Raw genomic sequence first — 21,801 nt, forward strand, 5'->3', positions numbered from 1 at the left:
TGTTATGTCGCCCTTAATTCATATAAGTTCGAGTTTGATCTTAAACGGTGTGGTGAACGGTGCTTTTTACCTCGGTTTGAACGGTAAACTTTTGACTAAGCAGCCCCACCAGTTGATCGTAATACTGCATATTGGGCTTATTACCTAGCAGCTTGCATAATTCATTACCCGTCGGGCTGAAGCGGTAATAGACAAGCTTCACCCCTTTACCTAGCGGCTGCAAACTGATCTGTTTACCTTGATAGGTCAAGCTAAGAGCTGGATCAAACTCGATCTCCCCAGATTCCAATTCGGTACCAAGTAGTAGCCCAAGCTCAATCAATAGCAATAGACTGGAGTAGGGAATTTGGAAGCTACCTAAATTAATGGTGCTGGTGGTATCTCGTTTACCAAAGCTGAAGATCCCCGCATGCGACTTATACCCGAGCAGTAGTTTTCGGCTATTATCACTCCCAAAACTGCAGGCCAATGAAGCGGCTCTTTGTAAGTTTTGCGCCTCTTTCGGGGTCATGTCTTTGAGTATTTTCAATGCCTTCATCGACGTTGAACCTGGGTTGGTCACTTCTCTTTTGAGTACCTGTGCCCAGAGTCTTTGCATTGACGTGTTATGAATATCTTGAGCCATGTCGAAGAAGCGATACAACCAATCTTGATCCGGCTCTCCTGCGGTTTCATCTTTACATGATGCGTGGGTAATTTTTAGGATCTGTTCTAGGTTCTTTTGCCGCTGTTCTTTACGCTTCTTCTCTCGGACGAGTGCGCGTTCAATCAGTTTTTTTTCTGGTGCATCTTTTTGCAGCATCGCATCTAAGCTATAGCTTTGTGCAATGTTCATAACTCGACTTGCACTATCTTTTATGTATGACTTTTTTTCTTGATGCGTAGAGCTTTGAGTATTTGATTCATGCTCAATAACGATTGGTTTGTTTGTCTCTGCCATATTGGATACCGTTTCAAGGATGTGTATGCACCTAGATAAAATGTACCGCTTTAAAGGGTTTGGTGCTAGTCAAACCCTTTAAGGTGAGATCTGAACTAAGAAAATTTGACTACCACAAATGATAATAACTTGTTAAAATTGTTACCGTCAAAGTGAGGTCTTATGATGCAATTTAAACAGAATAAATGGAAGAAACAGCTGTCGATAACACTATTGCTGATAGTGTACGTCGCTGTATTAGTCTATTTATCTAAATATATTGTTTAGACTAGTCTTTTTTACTGGTTGATCATTTGTTAAAAATATTACATGTCGTCATACGCTTCTATTGACGTACCCTCAATTAAGTATCCAGTTTCAGCCAAATCATGGTTCATCGTTTCAGTTTTTAATGTCCCTTCTAGATAAATTACATCCCATAGGTCTTGAACGGGAGCCCCTTTAGGGAATTTTACATAAATAATTTGGTTCGGTGGCGGTGGTGGAACATGGATGCAAGCGCCAAAATAGGGCACAAGTAAGAACTCCGTGACCTTATTTTCATCACCTTCTAGCGGAATCACAAATCCGGGTATCTTCACCTTGCTGCCATTTAATTCTGTTCTCACCGCTCCGAGTTTTGATTGGCTCATTGTTGTGCTTGAATGATCTACGGTTGGCATTCCAAACTCATCAAATTTGTTACGCTCGCTCTTGGGGATCAGATCTATCCAATCTAGGGTCAAGACTTCATCACTACTCGGCATTTCAACGCTTTGGTTTTCAACGATTTGGCTTTCAACCTTAGAGTTTGCAAAGCTAGGGCTGGTTACCCCTAAAAAGCAGAGCAGTATTAGTAGGGTTTTTCTCATTATTGTTTACCTTATCTATTTAAATTCGTATGGTCATGCCATCACTGAGAGATTGTTTATAAGCACGAAAAGCGGGAATGAAGCCGATAACTAAACCAGCCGTTTGGACTAATCCGAGTAGCAACCATTCATGATGGCTTATTCCATTAAGTGCGATGTTGATGCCATAGTGCTGCTGGATAATTGGGCCGATAACGGCAAGCAGGGCATACAGAGTGATGACACCAGTGGTAATACCCACGAAAGTTAATACACTTGCTTCACTTATCAGTAGAGCAAATACATGCTTTGGCCTTGCCCCCATCGCTCTGAGAATGGCCATTTCTCGGCGTCTTTCTTGTAAGCTGGTCAGTAAGCTGCTTAGCATGCCGAGTAAACCGGCAACAACCACAAATCCTGAAACAATCATTAACGCTTGTTCTGCTACCGACATCATTCCCCACAATTCATGCAGAGCAATACCGGGCATGATGGCGCTGAGTGGCTCTTTACGATAAGTATTGATTTGTCTTTGGAGCGAAAAAATCTGAATTTTTGACTTCAGCCCAAGCAGCATGGCCGTGATCTGTTGTGGTTGAAGCTTGAGTTGGTGAGCCTCTAATTGCGCGGCGGTTGGGTTGTTACCTAAATTGGCACCTGACTCCCATCCGACATGGATGGCTTCAATGGCAGGAAGTGAAACATGCACCGTTTTATCGACTGGGGTGCCTGTTGAAGCAAGGATACCGACCACTTTAAAAGGAAGGTTATCATGGCGACTAAATCCAACGTCGCTGATCCCATGAGCTAAGATAATCTCTGTCCCGATTTGATAACCAAGAGATTTAGCGACATCTGAACCAATCACAGTTTCGAATAATGATTTAAATTCAGCACCTTGGCTAAAAGTAAGTGGTTGCTTACTACCATATTTAAAATGCTCAAAATAGCTATGGTTGGTTCCCATGACACGAAACCCTTTATGAGAATCGCCTAATGAAATGGGAATCGCCCAATCGACAGAGCGGTGTTGGCTAAACTCTTGATAACTTTTCCAATCAATATTATTGGTCGCGTTGCCGATCCTAAATACAGAATAGAGCAGCAAATTTACCTGTCCAGAGCGACCACCTACGATAAGGTCGGTACCTGAAATGGTGTTAGCAAAACTGCTTTTCGCTTGAGTTCTGACTCGCTCAACACCCATTAACAACACGACTGAAATCGCAACGGTTAAAATGGTAAGGATAGCCGTCGTTTTGCGGTTTAAGACGCTCTTCCATGCTAGGTGTGCGGTTGTTTTCATGAATCTAATCCCGCTTTGTTGATGGTTTTCAAGTTAATTGAACGTTGAAAAAGTGGTTCTAAGGTTGGATCGTGGCTGACAAATATCAGTGTTGAATTTGCTCGTTCAACTTCTTCCATTAGAACGGTGATGAAAGCGCTACGATTATCATGATCAAGAGCGGAAGTCGGTTCATCTGCGATGATAATTTCAGGGTTACCAATCAAAGCTCTAGCTGCCGCAACCCGTTGTTGTTGTCCAATGCTCAGTTCGGTTACTGGTTTATGAATTAACGTGCTAGGTAGGTGTAATCTTTTGAGTAACTGTTCTGCTGCTTGCTTGATATCACCTTGGACTCTCTGCTTACGGAGAGTGGAAAATTGACAAGGAAGAATGACATTATCGAGAACCGATAAGTAAGGCAGTAAGTTGAACTGTTGAAATATATAACCAATATGCTCCGCTCTAAAATGATCTCGCAAACTCGGTTTCAACGTACTTAAGTCGGTGTCTAAAATGGAGACTTCACCTTCTTGAGCTGTATTTATACCCGTCATTAACCCTAATAGTGTCGACTTACCGCATCCACTCGGGCCCTTAATAAAAAGGTGCTCTTTGGATTGGATCTCTAGAGATGGAATGAGTAACGTCGGTTCCATTTCCTCCTTCCAGCGAAAGCTGACATCTCTTAGTTTTACCACACTCTTCGTCGGTTGGTTTGAGTGATTATTCTCTATCATTGAGCTCCCCACTTGATAGTAAAATCAACATAAAGAGATAGCCAAGTAAGCACCTACTTACTTGGCTAGCTAATTAAAAGTTAAACTTGGTGTTCTTTGGTGAGAGTTCTAGTGCCGTTTGCTTAGTGTCAGTGAGCAAATTCACTTCAATCGACTCTGTACTTGGAAATGCATTGAACCAAGAGGTTTGGAATTCAGTTAACTTAGTGATGTCGCCGCATTGATAGTGGTATTCAACGGTAAATGAACCGTGTTTAGCGTGTGCTTCTGAGTCGTGTTCATGCTCATCATGGTGTTCTGCATCATCATGATCGTCATGTTCATCGTGGTGTTCTGCGTCATCATGTTTGTCTTGATGATGTTCATGTTCGTCGTGATGTTCTGCGTCATCATGCTCGTCATGGTGACTATCTGATAGCGTGTGTTTTACCGATTTGAATTCCAGTTCACAGCGTGCATTACCAGAGAGAGAAATAAGCTGTTGTGGCTGTTCTAGTAAAGCAATGGCTTTTGCAAGAGCCTGTTTCTCTGCATCGGTTTCTGGTGGGTGTTCAAATCCAACGATATCGGCACCCGGTGCGGATACTTCAAATAAAAGTTCTTGACCATCTTGGGCGATATTTAGCTCTACATGACCATGGACATGCGCTTCGTGATCACGAAAATCATCTTCTGCGTGCGCTGAAGAAACCTGTAAAGAGAGTGCGATAAGACCTGCGAGTGTTGTCCATTTTGTTTGCTGTTGCATGATGTGCCCTTTAATAACTTAAAATAGTGAAAATATTGATCATCGCCATGCCGATACGTATCCAAAACCAAGTTATTAAAACCAAGCCCTTAAAACTCAGTACTTAAAACCGAGATCTTACAACTAAGCTCTTAAAATTAAGTCATGGATGTGATCGTGAAATGCATAGCGGTATAGGAATAACTATTTTAGTGACGGAGGAGAACGTGCAAGGTAGGGAAAATAGAGTCGAGCCGTCGCTCTCACATCTTCTGTATTAGGGAAGAAGAAAGGTGTAAGAGGTGTGAAAATGAGTGGTGCAGAATGTGATAACCCTTGCTGGGCAACGGAAAACAACTCGCATTGATGGTGCTGGTGGTGTGAAGAGTCTAGATCAACTTGGTGTGCCGCAAATGCAACGTTAAGCCATAGCGTTAGCAAAATTGCTACTACGGTCGTTAGCTTACTCATTGACTGTCGACGTAACCACATAGTTCAAGTACGAGATGGAAAAAGGATATTGTTATACTATAACAATATCCTTAAATGGAAACCTATTTTTACTATTCGTTATTACAAACTGGCTTTAATGAGACCTAATACCTGTTGGACTTGAGTATCATCTAATGCACCTTCATGGGCGAATAAAATCTTGCCCTGCTTATCTTGCACAATAATGGCTGAGCTCTCTTCTGCTAACTCCCAAGCATTTGCAACACTGCCATTCTCATCCAGCACCATTGAAGACCATGGAAACTCTTGTTTACTCTCTTCTGCTGATGATTTCACAAATGATCCTGTCCCCCAAATGGCATCATCTTGGTTGATAATGGTGGTGGTTTGGTAGCTATCGGTTGGGAATTTGGCTGCGGTTAAGGCGGCCATTAACGGTGAATTCATTTTTTTTGAACTGCTGCGCCCTGCAATGGCATGGATCACACGAACTTTGCCGAGCAGTTGTTCGTTGTTCCAAGCTTGGTAAGCCGTGTCATCGCCATTTAGGACGATTTCGCCATAAGAGCTGACGGCAATGTCAGGAACCGTTTTTCCTACTGTGAGGTTATGCGCCGATGTAAGCATAGGTGAGCAAGCAAGTATTAGAGTTAGGAGAGTCTTTTTGTTCATTATTTTTTTTCCGTTTATGTATTTGCTCGGCAAGTATAAAACACATTTTTGTAACATGACGAATAATTGATAGCGACTTGATTCTTTTCAGAGAATAAAGCCAGTGCTATCTGATATAGATCCCATTTTTATGCGGTTTCTTTCATGTATCCATCATTGGCTATGATGGAGCGCTTAAGCAGGAAAGCACACACCTGTGCCACCTAAACCACAATATCCTTCAGGGTTCTTTGCCAAATATTGTTGGTGATAGCTTTCTGCAAAATAGTACTGACCCGCAGGTAATATTTCAGTGGTTATGTGCGGCTGGCCTTGGTGATTTAACGCCTCTTGATAACGCAACTTGGAGACATTTGCTATATTGAGTTGCTCTTCACTAAAGCAGTAAATGGCGGAGCGATACTGAGTGCCAGAGTCATTACCTTGGCGCATCCCTTGAGTCGGGTCATGGCGTTCCCAAAAGTGCTCTAAAATATCCTCTAAGTGCGTTTTAGTTGTATCAAAGACAACGCGTACTACCTCGGTATGCCCAGTTAGCCCTGAGCAGACTTCATCATAAGTAGGATTCGGAGTGTAGCCCCCAGCGTAACCAACAGACGTTGAAACGATGCCATCGAGAGACCAAAACAGTCGTTCCGCTCCCCAGAAACAACCCATACCGAATAGAATTTGTTGTTGCTCTGGCGCTAACGGAGAATCTAGGGCTGAGTGATTGACAAAATGCGCCTCAGTGAGCGGCATTGCTTGAGAGCGTCCGGGAAGCGCATCGTTTACGTTGATCAGGGTTGTTTTTGAGAACATTACGGCATCCTTTTGTTTAATTTTATGTCAGTAGAATGAAATCTGGAGAGAAAAATAGAGGTTTTATTTATAGAAACAGACCGAAGAACCCTCTGTTTTATTACAGACTTAAAGAGAATTTAGCGTTATTATTTTAGTTAATTGATTTTACTTTTCATTAACGTGGTTCATCCAATTAAGCATGATAAGAAAAACATTACTAGTATTGATTAGCCTTTTGATTCTCTCAACGAATGCAATGGCGAATGTCTCTTTGGAGATTAAAGGTTTAAAAGGTGCATTAGAAGATAATGTCGATGCGTATCTATCTTCGATTCCTGAAGAGGACTACTCCATTTCGTTGCGCTTTCAATCTCGTATTGAAACCAGTGTTCGTGATGCCTTAAATGCTTTGGGTTACTACCATTCAACCATCAATTTTACAGTACCTAAAGGGGATAAAAAGCTCATCGCGACGGTAGCGTTGGGAGAGCCCGTTACCATTTTTAGTAACGACATCGTGATTTCAGGAGAAGCGGAAAATGACCCTGACTTTTTGGCCTTGGTTGCGAATTCAAAGTTAAAGCTGGGTGCGGTGTTAAACCATGGTGATTATGATGGCCTGAAATCAAGCATACGAAATCTGGCTTTGCAGAAAGGCTACTTCGATGCGGATTATAAGATAAGTCGCTTAGAGGTGGTGCCGGAATTAAATCGCGCCTACGTAAAACTTCATTATGAAAGTGGTATTCGCTATCACTTTGGTTCTACCCAGATTAATGGCAGTCAAATTGAAGAGGTGCGAGTTCAATCATTACAGCCTTATGAGACGGGAGAACCCTACTTGGTGTCTAAAGTCGGTGCATTTAATCAATCCTTGTCGAACACCGATTGGTTTTCATCTGTCTTTGTCGAACCGGATCTCACTTCGTTAGGTAAAGGTCGAGATTTACCCATGAAGGTGTCGTTAGCCCCACAAGCTAAAAATCAAATTGAAACGGGTATTGGTTATTCAACCGATGTCGGTGTCCGCGGAACATTGAACTGGAAAAAACCGTGGGTTAATCGTTACGGACATAGTTTTGATAGCAGTTTGTCTTTGTCTGTGCCTGAACAAACCATTACCGCAGGTTATAAAATCCCACTTGAAGACGTGCTTCATGATTACTATCGCATCCAATATGGAATGAAAAATGTCGATACTCGAGATACGGTAAGTTTAGAGTCAAATTTGGCCGTCGAAAGGCACTGGCTGTTGGATAATGGTTGGCACAGAACGCTATTTGTCCGTTACTTGATTGAAAATTACGAGCAAGGTTTACAAGATGATGTTGGGCGGTTCTTGCTATCTGGCATGTCGTTTTCACGCAGTCGCAGTCGCAGCCGAGGCGGGGCGATGCCAATGTGGGGAGATAAGCAAAGCATAACGTTTGAGTATGGTGATGATGAACTGCTGTCTGAAACTCGTGTTTTTCGGTTGCAAGGGCGTACATCTTGGATCCGCGGGATAGGAGAAAACCACCGAGGCTTACTTCGTTTAGAAGGGGGAGGTAACTTTGCGGATGAGTTTGATTCACTATCGCCTTCATTGCGTTTCTTTGCTGGTGGTGACAATAATTTGCGTGGCTATAAATATGAATCTATCTCGCCAAAAGATGAAAGTAATGCTTTAACCGGGGCGAAATATATTGCGACCAGTACCTTAGAGTACCAATACCGAGTGGTGGGGAATTGGTGGGCAGCGACGTTTGTTGATTACGGTGATGCTTTCAACAATACACCAGATTGGAAAACAGGTGTGGGTGTCGGGGTTAGATGGGTCTCTCCTGTTGGCCCAATTCGTCTTGATTTTGCATGGGGGTTAGATGAAACGCCCGGTGACGAATTCCAAGTTCACTTTACCTTAGGGCCAGAATTATGATTAAGGTGATGTTTAAGTGGACAAAATGGCTCTCGATGAGCGCATTGAGTTTACTGCTGTTGCTCACTCTCTTTATTGCCATATTACTGTTTACCAATTCAGGGCTAAAGCTGACTATTTGGGGGGTACAAAAAGCGCTACCTCAACTCAGTGTTGAATCAACAGAGGGAGCTTTGTTTCCGAGGTTCAGTCTTAATAATGTCCGTTTTGTTGATGATAGCTTGCATATCGACGCTCAATTACAGCAACTGACCTTAGCGGTAAAGGCGCAGTGCTTTTTTGACCCTTCGTTATGTATTGATGAAATCGCCCTTCAAGGGTTAGCGCTGAATTTATCTGAATTGCCTCCCTCGTCGTCGGAAGACCCTTCGAAAGAGCCGCTAACATCCATTGCCGTTCCTCTGCCAATTAACATTAAGCGCATTGAATTGCTTGATATTGATCTGAATATTTTAGGCTATAAAGTGGATTGGCAACACTTCTCGACGAGCCTGTCGATGCAGGGAGACAGACTCGCGATAGGTCGCACTCGCCTTGAGACGATTAATGTTCAATTAGCAAAAGGGCATGAAGATAAGCCTGTCGAGCCTAAGGCGGAGAGTGCTGAAAAGGTAAAATCTGAAGCGGACAAAACAGCGATCAAACTGCCAGAAGTTTGGATCCCACTGAAAGTGGATCTCAAACGGTTTGATCTTTCTAGTTTTACCTTGATCCAGGACTCGCCAGTCAATGTCACCCATCTGGGGCTGGAAGCAAAAGCAGGTGAGCACTCGGTCGTCCTCAACACTCTTGAACTCGATATGCCGCAAATTAAAGCAAGTGCACAGGCAGAAGTGGAGTTAAAAGAAGATTACCCATTAAATTTAACTCTGGATGCACTACTTAAAGAGACAGAACTAAAAGGGCAGAAACTCTCTTTAGATGCCTCAGGAAGTGTAGGAGAACTGACCTTTTCGAGTCAGTTTTCTGGTGTGATTGATGCGCTATTGTCTGGTGACATTAAGCCACTTGAATCGACGTTACCTTTTGATCTTCGACTTTCCGAGGGGAAGGCTCAGTGGCCGCTATCTGGAAAAAGCGACTACCAAGTGACGATAGATCAGCTTAAAACGCAAGGTTCTTTAGAGGGCTACTCTTTACTGCTTGATACTCAAATCTCTGGCAAAGACATTCCAGAAATGAAGGTTAACCTCAATGGCAAAGGAACTCTGAGCCAGATTGATCTTGATTCGATTGCGATCAAAACACTCGGCGGTGAACTGGGTGGTAAAGTGATGGCAAATTGGACATCACCCATCAATTGGAAAGCGGATTTGAGCTTTAGTGACATCAAGCCTGGCTTGCAATGGAAAGAGGCGGAAGGGGTTATAAGCGGTAAGTTGGCTACCTCAGGTTCTTTAACGGCTGAGGGCGGTTGGAAGGTAGAGTTACCGAGTTTGAATGTCGACGGAGTTTTACGAGATTATCCACTCAACATTGTAGGGCAGTTGAAAGCATCGGATGTGACAGGAAAAGGAGCGTTCAAAGTACAAACTGATGGGTTCGCGTTATCTCATGGTCCCAACTCGATTAACGCAAAAGGCTTGTTAGATAAAAACTGGCAGATGGACGTTCAGTTAAACTTCCCCAGTTTTGCTAAATCGCTTCCAGAACTCAGTGGCAACATGCAAGGTAATTTGAAATTACGTGGCGCGCTAAAAGAGCCTGAAATTGAGCTGGATATCAATGTCGATAATGTTCAGTGGCAACAACAGATGGGTTTACAACACTTATCTCTATCTGGTCGTGTAAAACCATTACCGCAGCCGAAAGCAGACATCCAATTGCTTGCCCGTCATCTTTCCTATGAAGATAAGCTTGTCGATAGCGTTAAGTTGGATCTTTCAGGGACTCAGGATGCTCACCAACTCGTGCTCGATGTGGCTTCAAATATTGTCTCTACCAGCTTGGCACTTTCGGGTTCATTTAACGATAAGCCAAAAATGGAATGGAGTGGGGTGTTACAAAGGGTTCTCGTGAGTAGCGAACAAGGACCGTGGGAGCTTGATCATGCCGTGAAGTTAGGTTTTGATATCGACAATAAACAAGCTTCTGTGCAAGCGCATTGTTGGACACAATCAAAATCGAAAGTCTGCTTAACGAAAGATATGCAAGCTGGGGAATCGGGTGAGGCGAGTTTAGCTATTCAACAGTTTGATTTTGAGCAAGTAAAGCAATTTATCCCAGAAAAAACAGAGGTTGATGGGAAGGTGAATGCCACTGCCTGGGCGAAATGGGCTCCAGAGAAAGCACCAGAATTGACTGTCGAAGTGGAGATGCCAAAAGGTCAAGTGACTCAAACGTTAGAGCAACCGATCGTGGTCGGTTGGGATTCAATAGGTTTACAAATGGCACTAAAGGATAACCAACTGCAAGCTAAGTGGTTATTGGATATGACGGATAATGGTGATATTTCCGGTCATTTAGCGCTACCAGATGTTCAAGCGGAAGATAAGCTTGTGGATGCCGAGCTTAACTTATCTACCTTTAATCTTGATTTCCTTCAACCACTGGTCGGTGACTATAGTTTATTGAAAGCGAATCTAGAAACGAACCTTGCACTGAGCGGGCCATTAATGCATCCGAAAGTGAAGGGAAAACTGATCGTTGATGACATGGTATTAAAAGGGGATGTGTCGCCTATCGATGTCAATTCAGGTCGCCTTGCCATTGATTTCATGGGTTACCAAGCCAAGTTAGATGCCGATATTATTACCCCTGATGGCGACTTAAATATCGCAGGTACTGGAGACTGGCAAGATTTAAAAGATTGGCATACCAATATTCGAGTATTTGCCGAGCAGTTGAAGGTCGATATGCCGCCTATGGTGAAGATTAAATTAGTACCGGATATGACGATTGATGTGAGCCCGAAGTTAGCGAAGATCACAGGAAGCATTGCTCTACCTTGGGGACGAATTGTTGTAGAAGAGTTGCCACAAAGTGCGGTGGGTATATCAAAAGATCAGGTAATTTTGAATAAAGATCTACAACCAGTCGATGAAGCTACCCCTATTCCTTTTGATGTTGAAACGGACATCAATATTTCGATAGGTGATGATTTTCTACTCTCCGCATTTGGACTTGAAGGCGGTTTGATCGGTCAACTTAATGTGGCACAAAAAGATAAAGGTCCATTTGTGACTGGTGAGATCAATATAGCCAACGGGTCTTACCGATCTTTTGGGCAAGACTTATTGATTAAGCAGGGCAAAATTTTGATGAATGGCCCGGTTGATGAGCCTTATGTATCGATTAAAGCGATCCGTAACCCAGATAATACGCAGGATAAAGTGACTGCGGGTGTGAAAGTCTCTGGGCCTGCCAGTGAACCCGTTGTTGAGATTTTTTCAGATCCAGCAATGCCTCAAGCTAATGCCTTGTCATACCTGCTGCGTGGACAAAACATTGATGGAGAATCTGGAGGTAACGCCATGACCACGACGTTAATTGGTTTAAGTTTAGCGAAGAGTGGCCAAATCGTAGGCGAGCTTGGCGAAGCCTTTGGTGTACAAGATTTACAGCTGGATACCGCAGGCTCAGGTGATGACTCACAAGTGACGGTTAGTGGTTATATTTTTCCGGGTCTCCAAGTGAAATATGGCGTGGGTATTTTTAACTCGCTTGGTGAATTTACTGTGCGTTATCGTTTGATGCAGGATTTATATGTCGAAGCCGTTTCTGGGCTTGATAGCGCAGTGGATCTTCTTTATCAGTTTGAATTCAATTAAGTAATAAAGTGGTATTGGGTATGACGCATCTCGTTTTTGTTTACGGCACATTACGTAAAAATGAACCGAACCATTTCTATCTAGATGATGCCGAATTTATCGGAAATTTTACAACGCCACCAAACTTCGCCCTGTTTGACTTGGGGCGATACCCCGCAATTATTGAAGGAAAGCAATGTATCGTCGGTGAGGTTTATGCGATTAACGATGACATTTTAGAGCAGCTTGATCGTTTAGAAGATATCCCTATTGAGTATCGAAGAGAATCAATCAATACACCTTTTGGGTTGGCATGGGCCTACCTCTATCAAGATACTCGCCAGCTGCGTAAACCGATAGAATCAGGAGATTGGTGCCTGCGTTAAGTGAAAAAAGATTGGCTGTTTTCCTCTTTAATTTTGCCTTTCTCTTTAAATAAAAAAGCGCTGAATTAATCAGCGCTTTGACGTCTACTTTTCGTTGATACTGATAGAAGATAAATCCATCAAAAGTTAGTCTTGGTTTAACTCAAGAAACTCTTCAACTTTGTTAACCATGCTTGGAGAGCCAACAAAGAAGGGCACACGTTCATGCAGTTCTGTTGGTTTTAGGTCCATGATGCGATTAACGCCATCAGATGCTAGACCGCCTGCTTGCTCCATGATGAAAGCGATAGGGTTGCACTCATACAGCAAACGTAGCTTACCTTTCGGATGGCTTTGTGTGCTTGGGTACATGTAAATTCCGCCCTTAAGCAGGTTGCGGTGAAAGTCTGCGACTAATGAACCAATGTAGCGAGAGGTGTATGGGCGACCATCTTCTGGCACATCTTCTTGGCAAAACTTAATATATTTTTTAACGCCTGTTGGGAAGCGAATATAGTTGCCTTCATTGATCGAATAGATCTTACCATTATCTGGGATCATCATGTTTTCATGAGATAGACAGAAAGTGCCTAGCGATGGATCGTAAGTGAAACCATTTACGCCTTTACCTGTGGTGTAAACCAACATGGTTGATGAACCGTAAATGACGTAACCTGCAGCCACTTGTTTGTTGCCTGGCTGTAAGAAATCTTCTTGAGTCGGTGGTGTTCCGATTGGAGATACTCGGCGATAAATCGAGAAAATAGTTCCAACAGATACGTTCACATCAATATTTGAAGAGCCGTCGAGCGGATCCATCAATACGACGTATTTAGCGTTTTTGTTTAGTTCTTTATTAAAAGCAACCGCTTCATCTTCTTCTTCACTGGCGACACCACAAACTTGATCGCGGGCTTCTAGCGCCGCTTTAAATTTATCGTTCGCGTAAAGATCGAGTTTTTGTTGCTCTTCACCTTGGACGTTTTCAGTGCCGACAGCACCAGTAATACTATCAACTAATCCTGCTTTATTAATTTCGCGGTTTACAATTTTAGCAGCAAGACGAATTGAAGATAAAAGAGACGAAAGATCACCGCTTGCGTGGGGGAAGTCAGCTTGCTTTGCAACAATAAACTCACCAAGGGTGCGTAAATCAGACATGTTATTTCCTTAACGTTCTCTGAATCATGTGGGGGATTTTTTTCGATGCGTAAGCGATTGCCTCTTGATGGACTTTACGACCTAAGCATCTAACAAATAGTGTAAATGTTGGATCTTATTAATGGTAATGAAGTAACCGACACAGATCTCACTTCAAATGTCGAGCTCAGAAGTTTTGCAAACAATCTCGCTTTTCCCCGTCTATTCATGGTAAGAAATGAGTTAGTTTCGTTTTGTCTATTTTTGGAAGAGAATTATGCATATTCATATCTTGGGTATTTGCGGTACCTTCATGGGTGGGGCTGCCATTTTAGCCCGTCAATTAGGCCACAAGGTCACTGGTTGCGATGCCAATGTTTATCCTCCAATGAGCACTTTGCTCGAATCTCAAGGTGTGGAAATAATCGAAGGGTTTGACCCTGCTCAATTGGAGCCCCGTCCAGATTTAGTGGTGATCGGTAATGCGATGAGCCGTGGTAATCCTTGTGTCGAATATGTATTAGACAACAACTTAAGGTACACCTCTGGGCCTCAATGGTTACAAGAGTTCTTATTGCATGATCGTTGGGTATTGGCTGTCTCTGGTACGCACGGAAAAACGACCACGTCGAGCATGTTGGCGTGGATTTTAGAAGATTGTGGTTACGCTCCGGGTTTTTTAGTCGGTGGTGTATTAGGTAATTTTGATCAATCAGCTCGCTTAGGCGAAAGCATGTTTTTTGTGGTTGAAGCGGATGAGTACGACAGTGCCTTTTTTGATAAGCGCTCTAAGTTTGTTCACTACCACCCAAGAACCTTAGTGATGAATAATTTAGAGTTTGATCATGCGGATATTTTTGATGATCTAGAGGCGATCAAGCGTCAATTCCACCACTTAGTGAGAACCGTTCCGAGCAATGGGCGTATTTTCTCACCAAAACAAGATGCTGCGATTCATGACGTACTTGATCGTGGTTGCTGGAGCGAACAAGAGAGCAGTGGCCTAGGCGGAGAGTGGCAAGCCGAGAAAATCGTTAACGACGGATCGGAATTTAATGTGCTTTTCCAAGGTGAGTTAGCCGGCCGTGTTAAGTGGGATCTTGTTGGCGATCATAATGTCGATAATGCCCTAATGGCGATTGCCGCGGCGAGACATGTCGGCGTTACCCCTGATCTTGCGTGCGAATCTTTGGCCAAGTTTATCAATACTAAACGCCGTTTAGAGCTAAAAGGGGAGATCAATGGAGTCACCGTATATGACGATTTTGCACACCACCCAACCGCGATTGAACTGACGTTGGGCGGCCTGCGTAACAAAGTGGGTGACAGTAAAATTATTGCGGTATTAGAGCCACGTTCAGCAACCATGAAGCGAGGCGTACACAAAGAAACACTCGCCGCCTCGTTAGCGAAAGCGGATTCCGTTTATCTATATCAACCGGATAATATCGCGTGGTCGGTTCAAGATGTGGCTGAGCAGTGCACTCAACCTGCTTTTACTAGTGCTGAGATGTCGGAGTTTGTGGCTAAAATTGCCGCTGAAGCTAAGCCGGGCGATCAAATTCTAGTGATGAGTAATGGTGGCTTTGAAGGGATACACGACAAGTTGATTGCTGCATTGTCTGTTTAATTCGTCTGCTCCTATTTGTTAAGTAGTCTTTGTTAAGTAGCTATGATTGGTAGAGTAGGAATGACACTCTTATTGATGAAATAGCCGTAGGCGAGTATTCTTCGCCATCATTAAATTTACTCATGGATTCGCTTTTGGCTGATCCATATGAGTTTAGTATGGGATAGTTATGGCACCTTGTGACTCGAAAACCATCACCCTTGCATTCACTGGCGCGTCTGGTGCGCCTTACGGATTAAGACTGCTAGAGTGTTTACTTGCGGCGGATTATCACGTCTATTTATTGATCTCTTCGGCTGCGCGAGTGGTTATGGCGACAGAGCACGATCTCAAGCTTCCTAGTGGACCTGATGCTGCAAAAACAGCGCTAGTAAAGCATTTGAATTGCGATGCGGAAAAGCTAACCGTATGTGGCAAAGATGACTGGTTCTCCCCAGTTGCATCGGGTTCTGCGGCACCTAAAAAAATGGTGGTCTGCCCTTGTTCAGCAGGAAGCGTGGCCGCGATTGCACATGGAATGTCTGATAACCTGATAGAAAGAGCAGCAGATGTGGTGATGAAAGAGCGTGGGCAACTGTTGTTGGTGGTGCGTGAAACCCCATTTTCAACTCTGCATTTAGAAAATATGCATAAGCTTTCGACCATGGGTGTCACTATCATGCCTGCGGCTCCAGGTTTTTATCATCAACCTAAAACCATTGAAGATCTCATCGATTTCATGGTGGCACGAGTGCTTGATCATCTTGGTATTGAACAAGGTTTAGTGCCTCGTTGGGGTTATGATCAGCGAGTTGTGAAGCCTGAATCTTGATCCTTATGGCTTATTGATCTAATTACCATTACAATTCGACTTACTCATCGGGGGGCCAGTCATTCATTTTGTGGATGATCAGCTGAGATCAAGCATCTGCTTGGGACCCGTAAACCTGAACCGGATAATGCCGGCGTAGGAATTGAGTTTGGAGCAACCTTTTCGTATTCCTCCCTCAAGTCCTGTGTCGTACCTACTACAAGGAAAGCGAACAGTGAAAACCACTCTAACCGCAGTAGCACTTGCTACCATCACCTCTTTTTCGGCGTCTGCCGCTGATAACACACTGACTATTTATACTTATGACTCTTTTGCATCAGAGTGGGGCCCGGGCCCGGCTGTTGAGAAAGCATTTGAATCAAAGTGTGGTTGTGACGTGAATTTTGTCGCGCTTGATGATGGAGTGTCGATCTTAAATCGTCTGCGTCTTGAAGGCTCAAATACCAAAGCGGATATCGTATTGGGTTTGGACAACAACTTAATGGTAGAAGCGAAGAAAACCGGTTTATTGACTGAGCATCACGTTGATACCTCTTCTGTTGCTTTGCCAAAAGGTTGGACAGATACGACGTTTGTTCCTTATGACTTCGGTTACTTTGCCTTTGTATACAACACTGAGAAATTGGCCAATCCACCGAAAAGCTTGAAAGAGCTGGTGGAGCAACGTGATGACTTGAAAGTGATTTATCAAGACCCGCGAACTTCAACTCCGGGCCAAGGTTTGATGCTGTGGATGAAGTCTGTTTATGGCGACAGTGCGAGTGATGCATGGAAAAAATTGGCTAAGAAAACGGTCACAGTAACGAAAGGTTGGTCTGAAGCTTACTCGATGTTCTTAGAGGGTGAGTCTGATTTAGTGCTCTCTTATACGACCTCTCCGGCTTACCATATTATTGCTGAAAATGAGACGAAGTATGCGACAGCGGATTTTGCAGAAGGGCATTACACTCAAGTTGAAGTCGCGGCAAAAGTGAAGGGCTCGAACAATGAAAAGCTGGCGAATGAGTTCATGAATTTCATTTTAAGTGATGACTTCCAATCGGTCATGCCTACCGGGAACTGGATGTACCCAGTTACAAATGTCGCCTTGCCAAAAGGGTTTGAAACACTCTCTTTACCAAAGCAAGCATTAAGCTTCAGTGCAGAAGAGGTGGCTGAAATGCGTAAGCCTTGGATCCGTGAATGGCAACATGCGCTCACTTTTTAATACTAATTAGTCAATAGAATTAATGAATTCAGTTCCTAAAGTTGGATTATGGGTCGCGATAGTTATCGCGACCTTTGTTCTTTGTGCTCTGGCTGCACTTTTTCAGTATGCGCCTTCGCTAGAGCTTTCTAGTGTTTGGTCTAATCCCTATTATCGTCATGTGACCAAATTTAGCTTTTATCAAGCCGGGCTCTCAACGTTACTGAGTGTCGGTTTTGCTATTCCTGTGGCGCACGCTCTGTTTCGTCGCCAGTTTTTTGGTCGTTCATTATTACTCAAATTATTCGCGTCAACATTGGTGTTACCAGTGCTGGTGGGGGTATTTGGCTTATTGGCGATCTATGGAAATAGTGGTTTACTTGCCAGCTTATTTGCGTGGTTTGAACATCAATTACCGTTTTCTATTTACGGCCTAAATGGCATTTTACTGGCGCATGTTTTCTTTAACCTACCTTATGCTAGCCGTTTATTATTACAATCTTTAGATGCGGTTCCAGCCGAGCAACACAAGCTATGTGCTCACCTTGGAATGAGTCATTGGGATAAATTTAAGTGGGTTGAATGGCCTAGATTACGACAGCAACTTCCTCATGTGTGTGGCTTAGTGTTCATGCTCTGTTTTACTAGCTTTGCAACGGTGATGGCTCTAGGCGGCGGCCCCAAATCCACCACTATCGAACTGGCTATCTACCAAGCGATTAAGTTTGATTTTGATTTGCAATCTGGTGCGCTGCTGGCGGTATGGCAAATGCTGTTATGTGGAGTGTTATCGATGTCGATTCAACGCTTATCAAAACCAATATCGGTATCCAATGGACAGGTCAGTCGCAATACCTTTATGACTCGAGATTCGATGGCGGCTAAATGCTGGGATGGCTTTTGGATCGTGGGTGTCTCAATGCTCGTATTACCTCCATTATTGATGGTGGTACTCAGTGGCATGAATGTGAAAGCGCCGTCTGTGTTGAGCGATATGAGCTTTTGGCTAGCCATGTTCTCTTCCCTTAAGATTGCCATCTTAGCCAGCGGGTTGTCATTGATCTCGGGGATGGCCATTATACAGACAAGCCGGGCGTGGCGATTGCGTTCTCAAAGCTTGAAAGCCGATGGTATCGAACTGGTCGGGACGATTATTCTCGTTACGCCAGGGTTAGTCATTAGTACGGGGCTATTTTTACTGCTGCGTAATGTCACGGATGTTTTCAGCATTGCCCCGATGATTGTCATTGGCGTGAACAGTTTAATGGCGTTGCCATACGTGATTAAAACTCTATCTCAGCCTATGCTGCATATTGCGCAGCAGTACCAATTATTATGCCCAAGTCTTGGAATGAGTGGGTTCTCACGTTTTCGTCTTGTGGAGTGGCGAGCATTACGCAAGCCTATCGCTAATGCATTTGCGCTGAGTTTTATGCTGTCTGTTGGCGATTTAAGTGCGATAGCTCTTTTTGGTAGCCAAGAATTTAGAACCTTACCTCTCTACCTTTTTCAGTTACTAGGCAGTTATCAAATGGAGGCTGCTGCCGTGGTCGCTTTGAGCTTATTACTGCTGTGCGTGGCGTGCTTCTCCATCATTGAACGTGCATTTCAAGTGACGCCTAAGGCGAAAAACTCCCGTCCACAGGCGGTTAAGGAATATTTATGATTCAGCTTTCAAATGTCGAATATGACTACCATCATGAAGGATTTGAATTTGACCTAATTGCGAAGCAAGGTTCTATTGTGGCGCTGATGGGGCCAAGTGGTGCTGGTAAATCAACGTTACTCAGTTTGGTTGCTGGTTTTATTGACCCAACCGATGGGGATATTCGTGTTGATGGGTCGTCTGTTCTCGGACAAGAGCCTTACTTGCGACCACTTGCGATGTTGTTTCAAGAACATAACTTGTTTGCTCACTTGTCCGTTCGAGAGAATATTGGCCTAGGGCTTCATCCGGGGCTTAAATTGAACGCAGATCAAGTGAAGCAAGTGAATGATGCCGCCCTGCAAGTTGGTGTCGCTGACATGTTAGATCGCTTGCCTGAGCACTTATCGGGAGGCCAAAGACAGCGTGTCGCACTGGCGCGTTGTTTTGTACAGCCTCATCGAGTTTGGTTGTTAGATGAACCGTTTTCGGCGTTGGACCCGATTCTTCGTGCCGAAATGCTCAATCTTGTTAAACGACTTGCCGCAGAAAGAGAGATTACGGTTGTGATGGTGACGCACCATATTAGTGATGCCAAAGCCATTGCCAGCCATTTTGCATTCTTAGCTCAAGGTAAGGTGGTGTTGTGTGAGCCTATTGAAAACCTTAAGGCAACCCATGACAACAATATGTTGAGTGACTTTGTGAAAGCGGGGGAGTAGCAACCTGCCTTTCATTTCGCTTATTCGTCTTTATTGAGTCGAGGTGTTTTTTCTTCGCATTATGATTATGTTTCAGGCATAAAAAATGGCTGAACCTGTCAGCCATTTTATTGTATTCACTAAAGTGAAAGCGTATTAATCTTCACTTCCTTCGTGTAGCTCTTTTAGAACTTGGAAGATTTCACGTGAAGATTTCGGTGCTTTTTTCGCAGCCTTCTCTTTGTTTGCTTGACGAGCAAGCTGACGTAGACGTTGGCGATCCGCTGATGGGTATGTTTCCATCACGTCTGCGATAGCACTGTCACCGTTCTCAATAATACGATCACGAGTCTGTTCAAGCTTGTGCAATGTAGCCGTCGCTTGTGAGTGCTTGTTACGAACTTTATCAAGAGCTGCTTGAATCGGTTCAGGATCGACGAATCGCATCAACTTGCCAATATATTGTAGCTGGCGACGTCGAGCTTCATTTTTAAAGCGTTGCGCGTCCTTGATTGCTTCAGCAAGATCTTCCGTCAGTGGAAATTTAGCCAGTACTGATGGTTTTAGCGAGATTAACTCTTCGCCTAAAACTTGCAGTGCTTCCATGTCTTCCTTCATCTCGGTTTTGCTGACCCAGATGATCTCTTCTTCTGGTTCCCAAGGCGCTTTTTGGTTTTTACGTGCCATGTTTGTATGCCTATATCACTATCTCAAACGAATATATCCCTATTTTAGCAAGAATCGTGGGGAGAAAGCGAAATTCTTGTTATCCTAATCAATATTGATAGCAAATAGTTAGATTGAATATGGATGTAAGACAGCAAGTCGCTCAACAACGCGTTGAGTTAGAAGCCGCAGTAGCAAAAGCTTTGGATATGGCAGCAGTCAGTGCAGATGCTGCAGAAGTCGCGATTACTAAGAGTACTGGACTTAGTGTTTCGACTCGTATGTGTGAAATCGAGAATGTTGAGTTTAATAGTGATGGTGCGCTAGGGATCACGGTTTATCGAGGTCAACGCAAAGGCAGCGCGTCTACATCCGATCTTAGCGAAAAAGCGATTCAACAGACGGTTGCAGCTGCACTTGATATTGCTCAGTACACTTCAGAAGACCCTTTTGCAGGCCCTGCACCTAAAGAATTGATGGTGAAAGAGATCCCAGATTTGGATCTGTTTCACCCTGATGAACCAAACCCTGATGCGGCGGCGGAAATTGCCATTGCAGCGGAACGCCAAGCTCTTGCTTACAGTGACAAAATTAAGCAAAGCGATGGTGCTAGCTACGACAGCCATTACGGTGTGAAGGTTTATGGTAATAGTCACGGGTTATTAGCAAGCTATGCTTCAAGTCGTCACAGCACTAGTTGCTGTGTGATTGGCGAAGGCAAAAATGGTGAGATGGAGCGAGATTACAGTTATACCCTTGCTCGTCACCGCGATGATTTGTGGACGCCTGAGAGAGTAGGCCAAGAAGCCGCTGAAAAGACGGTCAGCCGATTAGATGCGAAAAAGCTGTCAACAGGTCAATACCCAGTGATGTTTGCTGCCGATGTGGCAACAGGCTTAATGGGGCACCTTGTTGGCGCGATCAGTGGCGGCAGTCTATATCGCAAAGCGTCATTCTTACTGGATCATCTTGGTAAAGAGATATTACCGGATTGGTTTAATGTATGTGAGAAGCCGCATGTACTAAGAGGTTTAGCTTCAAGTCCTTTCGATAGCGAAGGTGTATTTACTCAAGATCTCGATATTATTACCGATGGTGTGCTCTCTACTTACTTATTGACGAGCTACGCTGCGCGTAAAATGGATATGACGCCAACGGGTCATGCTGGTGGTATCCATAACTGGTTTGTGAAATCGACAGGTCAAAACTTTGAGCAGATGCTAAAAGAGTTAGGTACTGGCTTGTTCGTTACTGAAGTAATGGGCCAAGGTGTGAATACGGTTACGGGTGATTACTCTCGTGGCGCAGCAGGTTTCTGGGTTGAAAATGGTGAGCTTCAGTTCCCTGTGTCTGAAATTACGATTGCGGGTAATCTGAAAGATATGTTCAAGCAGATTGTCGCCGTGGGTAATGATGTTGAGACACGCTCTCAAATCCAAACGGGCTCTATTCTACTCGAATCATTAAAAATTGCGGGTGAGTAACACGACTCTCGTGAGTGAGTGAAGATTAAAAAAGGGGTTGATGCATGTGCATTAACCCCTTTTTTTTATTGGTATC

Annotated in this window: 18 protein-coding genes, 1 pseudogene and 1 riboswitch; of the genes and pseudogenes, 9 read left to right on the plus strand and 10 right to left on the minus strand. The window is 43.8% G+C overall.

Annotation, left to right across the window (positions count from 1 at the left end):
- Positions 1–40 precede the first annotated feature (40 nt).
- The 8 genes and pseudogenes from FCV43_RS08640 to msrA all read right to left on the minus strand — a co-directional run bounded on the left by FCV43_RS08640 (position 41) and on the right by msrA (position 6,448).
- Positions 41–940 carry a TIGR03899 family protein gene (locus FCV43_RS08640; RefSeq protein ID WP_017051461.1) on the minus strand — a complete coding sequence of 300 codons (900 nt, stop codon included), beginning with the start codon at positions 938–940 and terminating at the stop codon, positions 41–43.
- Between the two features lie 305 nt (positions 941–1,245).
- Positions 1,246–1,674: pseudogene (locus FCV43_RS08645) on the minus strand (DUF3299 domain-containing protein); the annotation flags it as partial.
- 136 nt (positions 1,675–1,810) lie between these two features.
- Entirely contained in the window at positions 1,811–3,076 is a 1,266-nt protein-coding gene (locus FCV43_RS08650) for an ABC transporter permease (protein ID WP_136994905.1), read from the minus strand.
- Positions 3,073–3,795 carry an ABC transporter ATP-binding protein gene (locus FCV43_RS08655; protein ID WP_136994907.1) on the minus strand — a complete coding sequence of 241 codons (723 nt, stop codon included), beginning with the start codon at positions 3,793–3,795 and terminating at the stop codon, positions 3,073–3,075. Before FCV43_RS08655 ends, FCV43_RS08650 begins: the two co-directional genes overlap by 4 nt.
- A gap of 73 nt (positions 3,796–3,868) precedes the next feature.
- Complete coding sequence (gene zrgA, locus FCV43_RS08660) at positions 3,869–4,543, minus strand: zinc uptake protein ZrgA (RefSeq protein ID WP_136994909.1); 675 nt, start codon at positions 4,541–4,543, stop codon at positions 3,869–3,871.
- 183 nt (positions 4,544–4,726) lie between these two features.
- Positions 4,727–4,993 (minus strand): DUF2607 family protein, encoded by a 267-nt coding sequence (locus FCV43_RS08665; RefSeq protein ID WP_017051466.1) that lies wholly within the window; start codon positions 4,991–4,993, stop codon positions 4,727–4,729.
- 102 nt (positions 4,994–5,095) lie between these two features.
- Positions 5,096–5,647 carry a YtfJ family protein gene (locus FCV43_RS08670; RefSeq protein WP_113795493.1) on the minus strand — a complete coding sequence of 184 codons (552 nt, stop codon included), beginning with the start codon at positions 5,645–5,647 and terminating at the stop codon, positions 5,096–5,098.
- A gap of 174 nt (positions 5,648–5,821) precedes the next feature.
- Positions 5,822–6,448, minus strand: a complete 627-nt coding sequence (gene msrA / locus FCV43_RS08675) for a peptide-methionine (S)-S-oxide reductase MsrA (RefSeq protein WP_136994910.1) — start codon at positions 6,446–6,448, stop codon at positions 5,822–5,824.
- 181 nt (positions 6,449–6,629) lie between these two features.
- Here msrA and tamA point away from each other — a divergent pair, with 181 nt between their 5' ends.
- The 3 genes from tamA to FCV43_RS08690 are packed head-to-tail and all read left to right on the plus strand — an operon-like array spanning position 6,630 to position 12,483.
- Positions 6,630–8,348 (plus strand): autotransporter assembly complex protein TamA, encoded by a 1,719-nt coding sequence (gene tamA / locus FCV43_RS08680; RefSeq protein ID WP_136994911.1) that lies wholly within the window; start codon positions 6,630–6,632, stop codon positions 8,346–8,348.
- A complete protein-coding gene (tamB, locus tag FCV43_RS08685; protein ID WP_136994912.1) occupies positions 8,345–12,118 on the plus strand; it encodes an autotransporter assembly complex protein TamB in 3,774 nt (1,257 codons plus the stop codon). The genes tamA and tamB overlap by 4 nt, the downstream gene beginning before the upstream one ends.
- Before the next feature lie 20 nt (positions 12,119–12,138).
- The gene (locus FCV43_RS08690; protein WP_136994913.1) at positions 12,139–12,483 is read left to right on the plus strand and encodes a gamma-glutamylcyclotransferase family protein; all 345 of its coding nucleotides are present in this window, start codon (positions 12,139–12,141) and stop codon (positions 12,481–12,483) included.
- A 126-nt stretch (positions 12,484–12,609) separates the two neighbouring features.
- Here the strand turns inward: FCV43_RS08690 and fbp are convergent, their stop codons facing one another.
- Positions 12,610–13,623 carry a class 1 fructose-bisphosphatase gene (gene fbp / locus FCV43_RS08695; protein WP_017051472.1) on the minus strand — a complete coding sequence of 338 codons (1,014 nt, stop codon included), beginning with the start codon at positions 13,621–13,623 and terminating at the stop codon, positions 12,610–12,612.
- Positions 13,624–13,879: 256 nt separating this feature from the next.
- Between fbp and mpl the strand changes: the two genes are divergently transcribed.
- From mpl to thiQ, 5 genes are all read left to right on the plus strand, one after another.
- A complete protein-coding gene (gene mpl / locus FCV43_RS08700) occupies positions 13,880–15,232 on the plus strand; it encodes a UDP-N-acetylmuramate:L-alanyl-gamma-D-glutamyl-meso-diaminopimelate ligase (RefSeq protein ID WP_113795497.1) in 1,353 nt (450 codons plus the stop codon).
- 169 nt (positions 15,233–15,401) lie between these two features.
- Positions 15,402–16,043, plus strand: coding sequence for a flavin prenyltransferase UbiX (locus FCV43_RS08705; protein WP_017051474.1), 642 nt, complete (start codon positions 15,402–15,404; stop codon positions 16,041–16,043).
- A 38-nt stretch (positions 16,044–16,081) separates the two neighbouring features.
- Positions 16,082–16,202: riboswitch (TPP riboswitch) on the plus strand.
- Positions 16,203–16,257: 55 nt separating this feature from the next.
- Positions 16,258–17,250, plus strand: a complete 993-nt coding sequence (gene thiB / locus FCV43_RS08710; RefSeq protein ID WP_136994914.1) for a thiamine ABC transporter substrate binding subunit — start codon at positions 16,258–16,260, stop codon at positions 17,248–17,250.
- Positions 17,251–17,272: 22 nt separating this feature from the next.
- Entirely contained in the window at positions 17,273–18,895 is a 1,623-nt protein-coding gene (gene thiP, locus FCV43_RS08715; RefSeq protein WP_136994915.1) for a thiamine/thiamine pyrophosphate ABC transporter permease ThiP, read from the plus strand.
- On the plus strand, positions 18,892–19,596 hold the full coding sequence (thiQ, locus tag FCV43_RS08720) for a thiamine ABC transporter ATP-binding protein (protein ID WP_136994916.1): 705 nt from the start codon (positions 18,892–18,894) through the stop codon (positions 19,594–19,596). Before thiP ends, thiQ begins: the two co-directional genes overlap by 4 nt.
- 135 nt (positions 19,597–19,731) lie before the next feature.
- Here thiQ and yjgA read toward each other — a convergent pair whose 3' ends face one another.
- A complete protein-coding gene (yjgA, locus tag FCV43_RS08725) occupies positions 19,732–20,262 on the minus strand; it encodes a ribosome biogenesis factor YjgA (RefSeq protein ID WP_113795504.1) in 531 nt (176 codons plus the stop codon).
- Between the two features lie 119 nt (positions 20,263–20,381).
- Between yjgA and pmbA the strand changes: the two genes are divergently transcribed.
- A complete protein-coding gene (pmbA, locus tag FCV43_RS08730; protein ID WP_017051479.1) occupies positions 20,382–21,725 on the plus strand; it encodes a metalloprotease PmbA in 1,344 nt (447 codons plus the stop codon).
- Positions 21,726–21,801 lie beyond the last annotated feature (76 nt).

This window comes from Vibrio genomosp. F6, assembly GCF_005146325.1.
Classification (GTDB): Bacteria; Pseudomonadota; Gammaproteobacteria; order Enterobacterales; family Vibrionaceae; genus Vibrio; species Vibrio cortegadensis.

Bases quoted from the DNA above. Each gene is read 5' to 3' on its own strand.
- FCV43_RS08705 (WP_017051474.1), top strand. From the start codon at position 15,402: ATGGCACCTTGTGACTCGAAAACCATCACCCTTGCATTCACTGGCGCG.
- FCV43_RS08640 (WP_017051461.1), bottom strand. From the start codon at position 940: ATGGCAGAGACAAACAAACCAATCGTTATTGAGCATGAATCAAATACT.
- FCV43_RS08650 (WP_136994905.1), bottom strand. From the start codon at position 3,076: ATGAAAACAACCGCACACCTAGCATGGAAGAGCGTCTTAAACCGCAAA.
- FCV43_RS08655 (WP_136994907.1), bottom strand. From the start codon at position 3,795: ATGATAGAGAATAATCACTCAAACCAACCGACGAAGAGTGTGGTAAAA.
- tamA (WP_136994911.1), top strand. From the start codon at position 6,630: ATGATAAGAAAAACATTACTAGTATTGATTAGCCTTTTGATTCTCTCA.
- FCV43_RS08665 (WP_017051466.1), bottom strand. From the start codon at position 4,993: ATGAGTAAGCTAACGACCGTAGTAGCAATTTTGCTAACGCTATGGCTT.
- yjgA (WP_113795504.1), bottom strand. From the start codon at position 20,262: ATGGCACGTAAAAACCAAAAAGCGCCTTGGGAACCAGAAGAAGAGATC.
- tamB (WP_136994912.1), top strand. From the start codon at position 8,345: ATGATTAAGGTGATGTTTAAGTGGACAAAATGGCTCTCGATGAGCGCA.
- mpl (WP_113795497.1), top strand. From the start codon at position 13,880: ATGCATATTCATATCTTGGGTATTTGCGGTACCTTCATGGGTGGGGCT.
- thiP (WP_136994915.1), top strand. From the start codon at position 17,273: ATGAATTCAGTTCCTAAAGTTGGATTATGGGTCGCGATAGTTATCGCG.
- msrA (WP_136994910.1), bottom strand. From the start codon at position 6,448: ATGTTCTCAAAAACAACCCTGATCAACGTAAACGATGCGCTTCCCGGA.
- FCV43_RS08690 (WP_136994913.1), top strand. From the start codon at position 12,139: ATGACGCATCTCGTTTTTGTTTACGGCACATTACGTAAAAATGAACCG.
- thiQ (WP_136994916.1), top strand. From the start codon at position 18,892: ATGATTCAGCTTTCAAATGTCGAATATGACTACCATCATGAAGGATTT.
- zrgA (WP_136994909.1), bottom strand. From the start codon at position 4,543: ATGCAACAGCAAACAAAATGGACAACACTCGCAGGTCTTATCGCACTC.
- pmbA (WP_017051479.1), top strand. From the start codon at position 20,382: ATGGATGTAAGACAGCAAGTCGCTCAACAACGCGTTGAGTTAGAAGCC.
- FCV43_RS08670 (WP_113795493.1), bottom strand. From the start codon at position 5,647: ATGAACAAAAAGACTCTCCTAACTCTAATACTTGCTTGCTCACCTATG.
- fbp (WP_017051472.1), bottom strand. From the start codon at position 13,623: ATGTCTGATTTACGCACCCTTGGTGAGTTTATTGTTGCAAAGCAAGCT.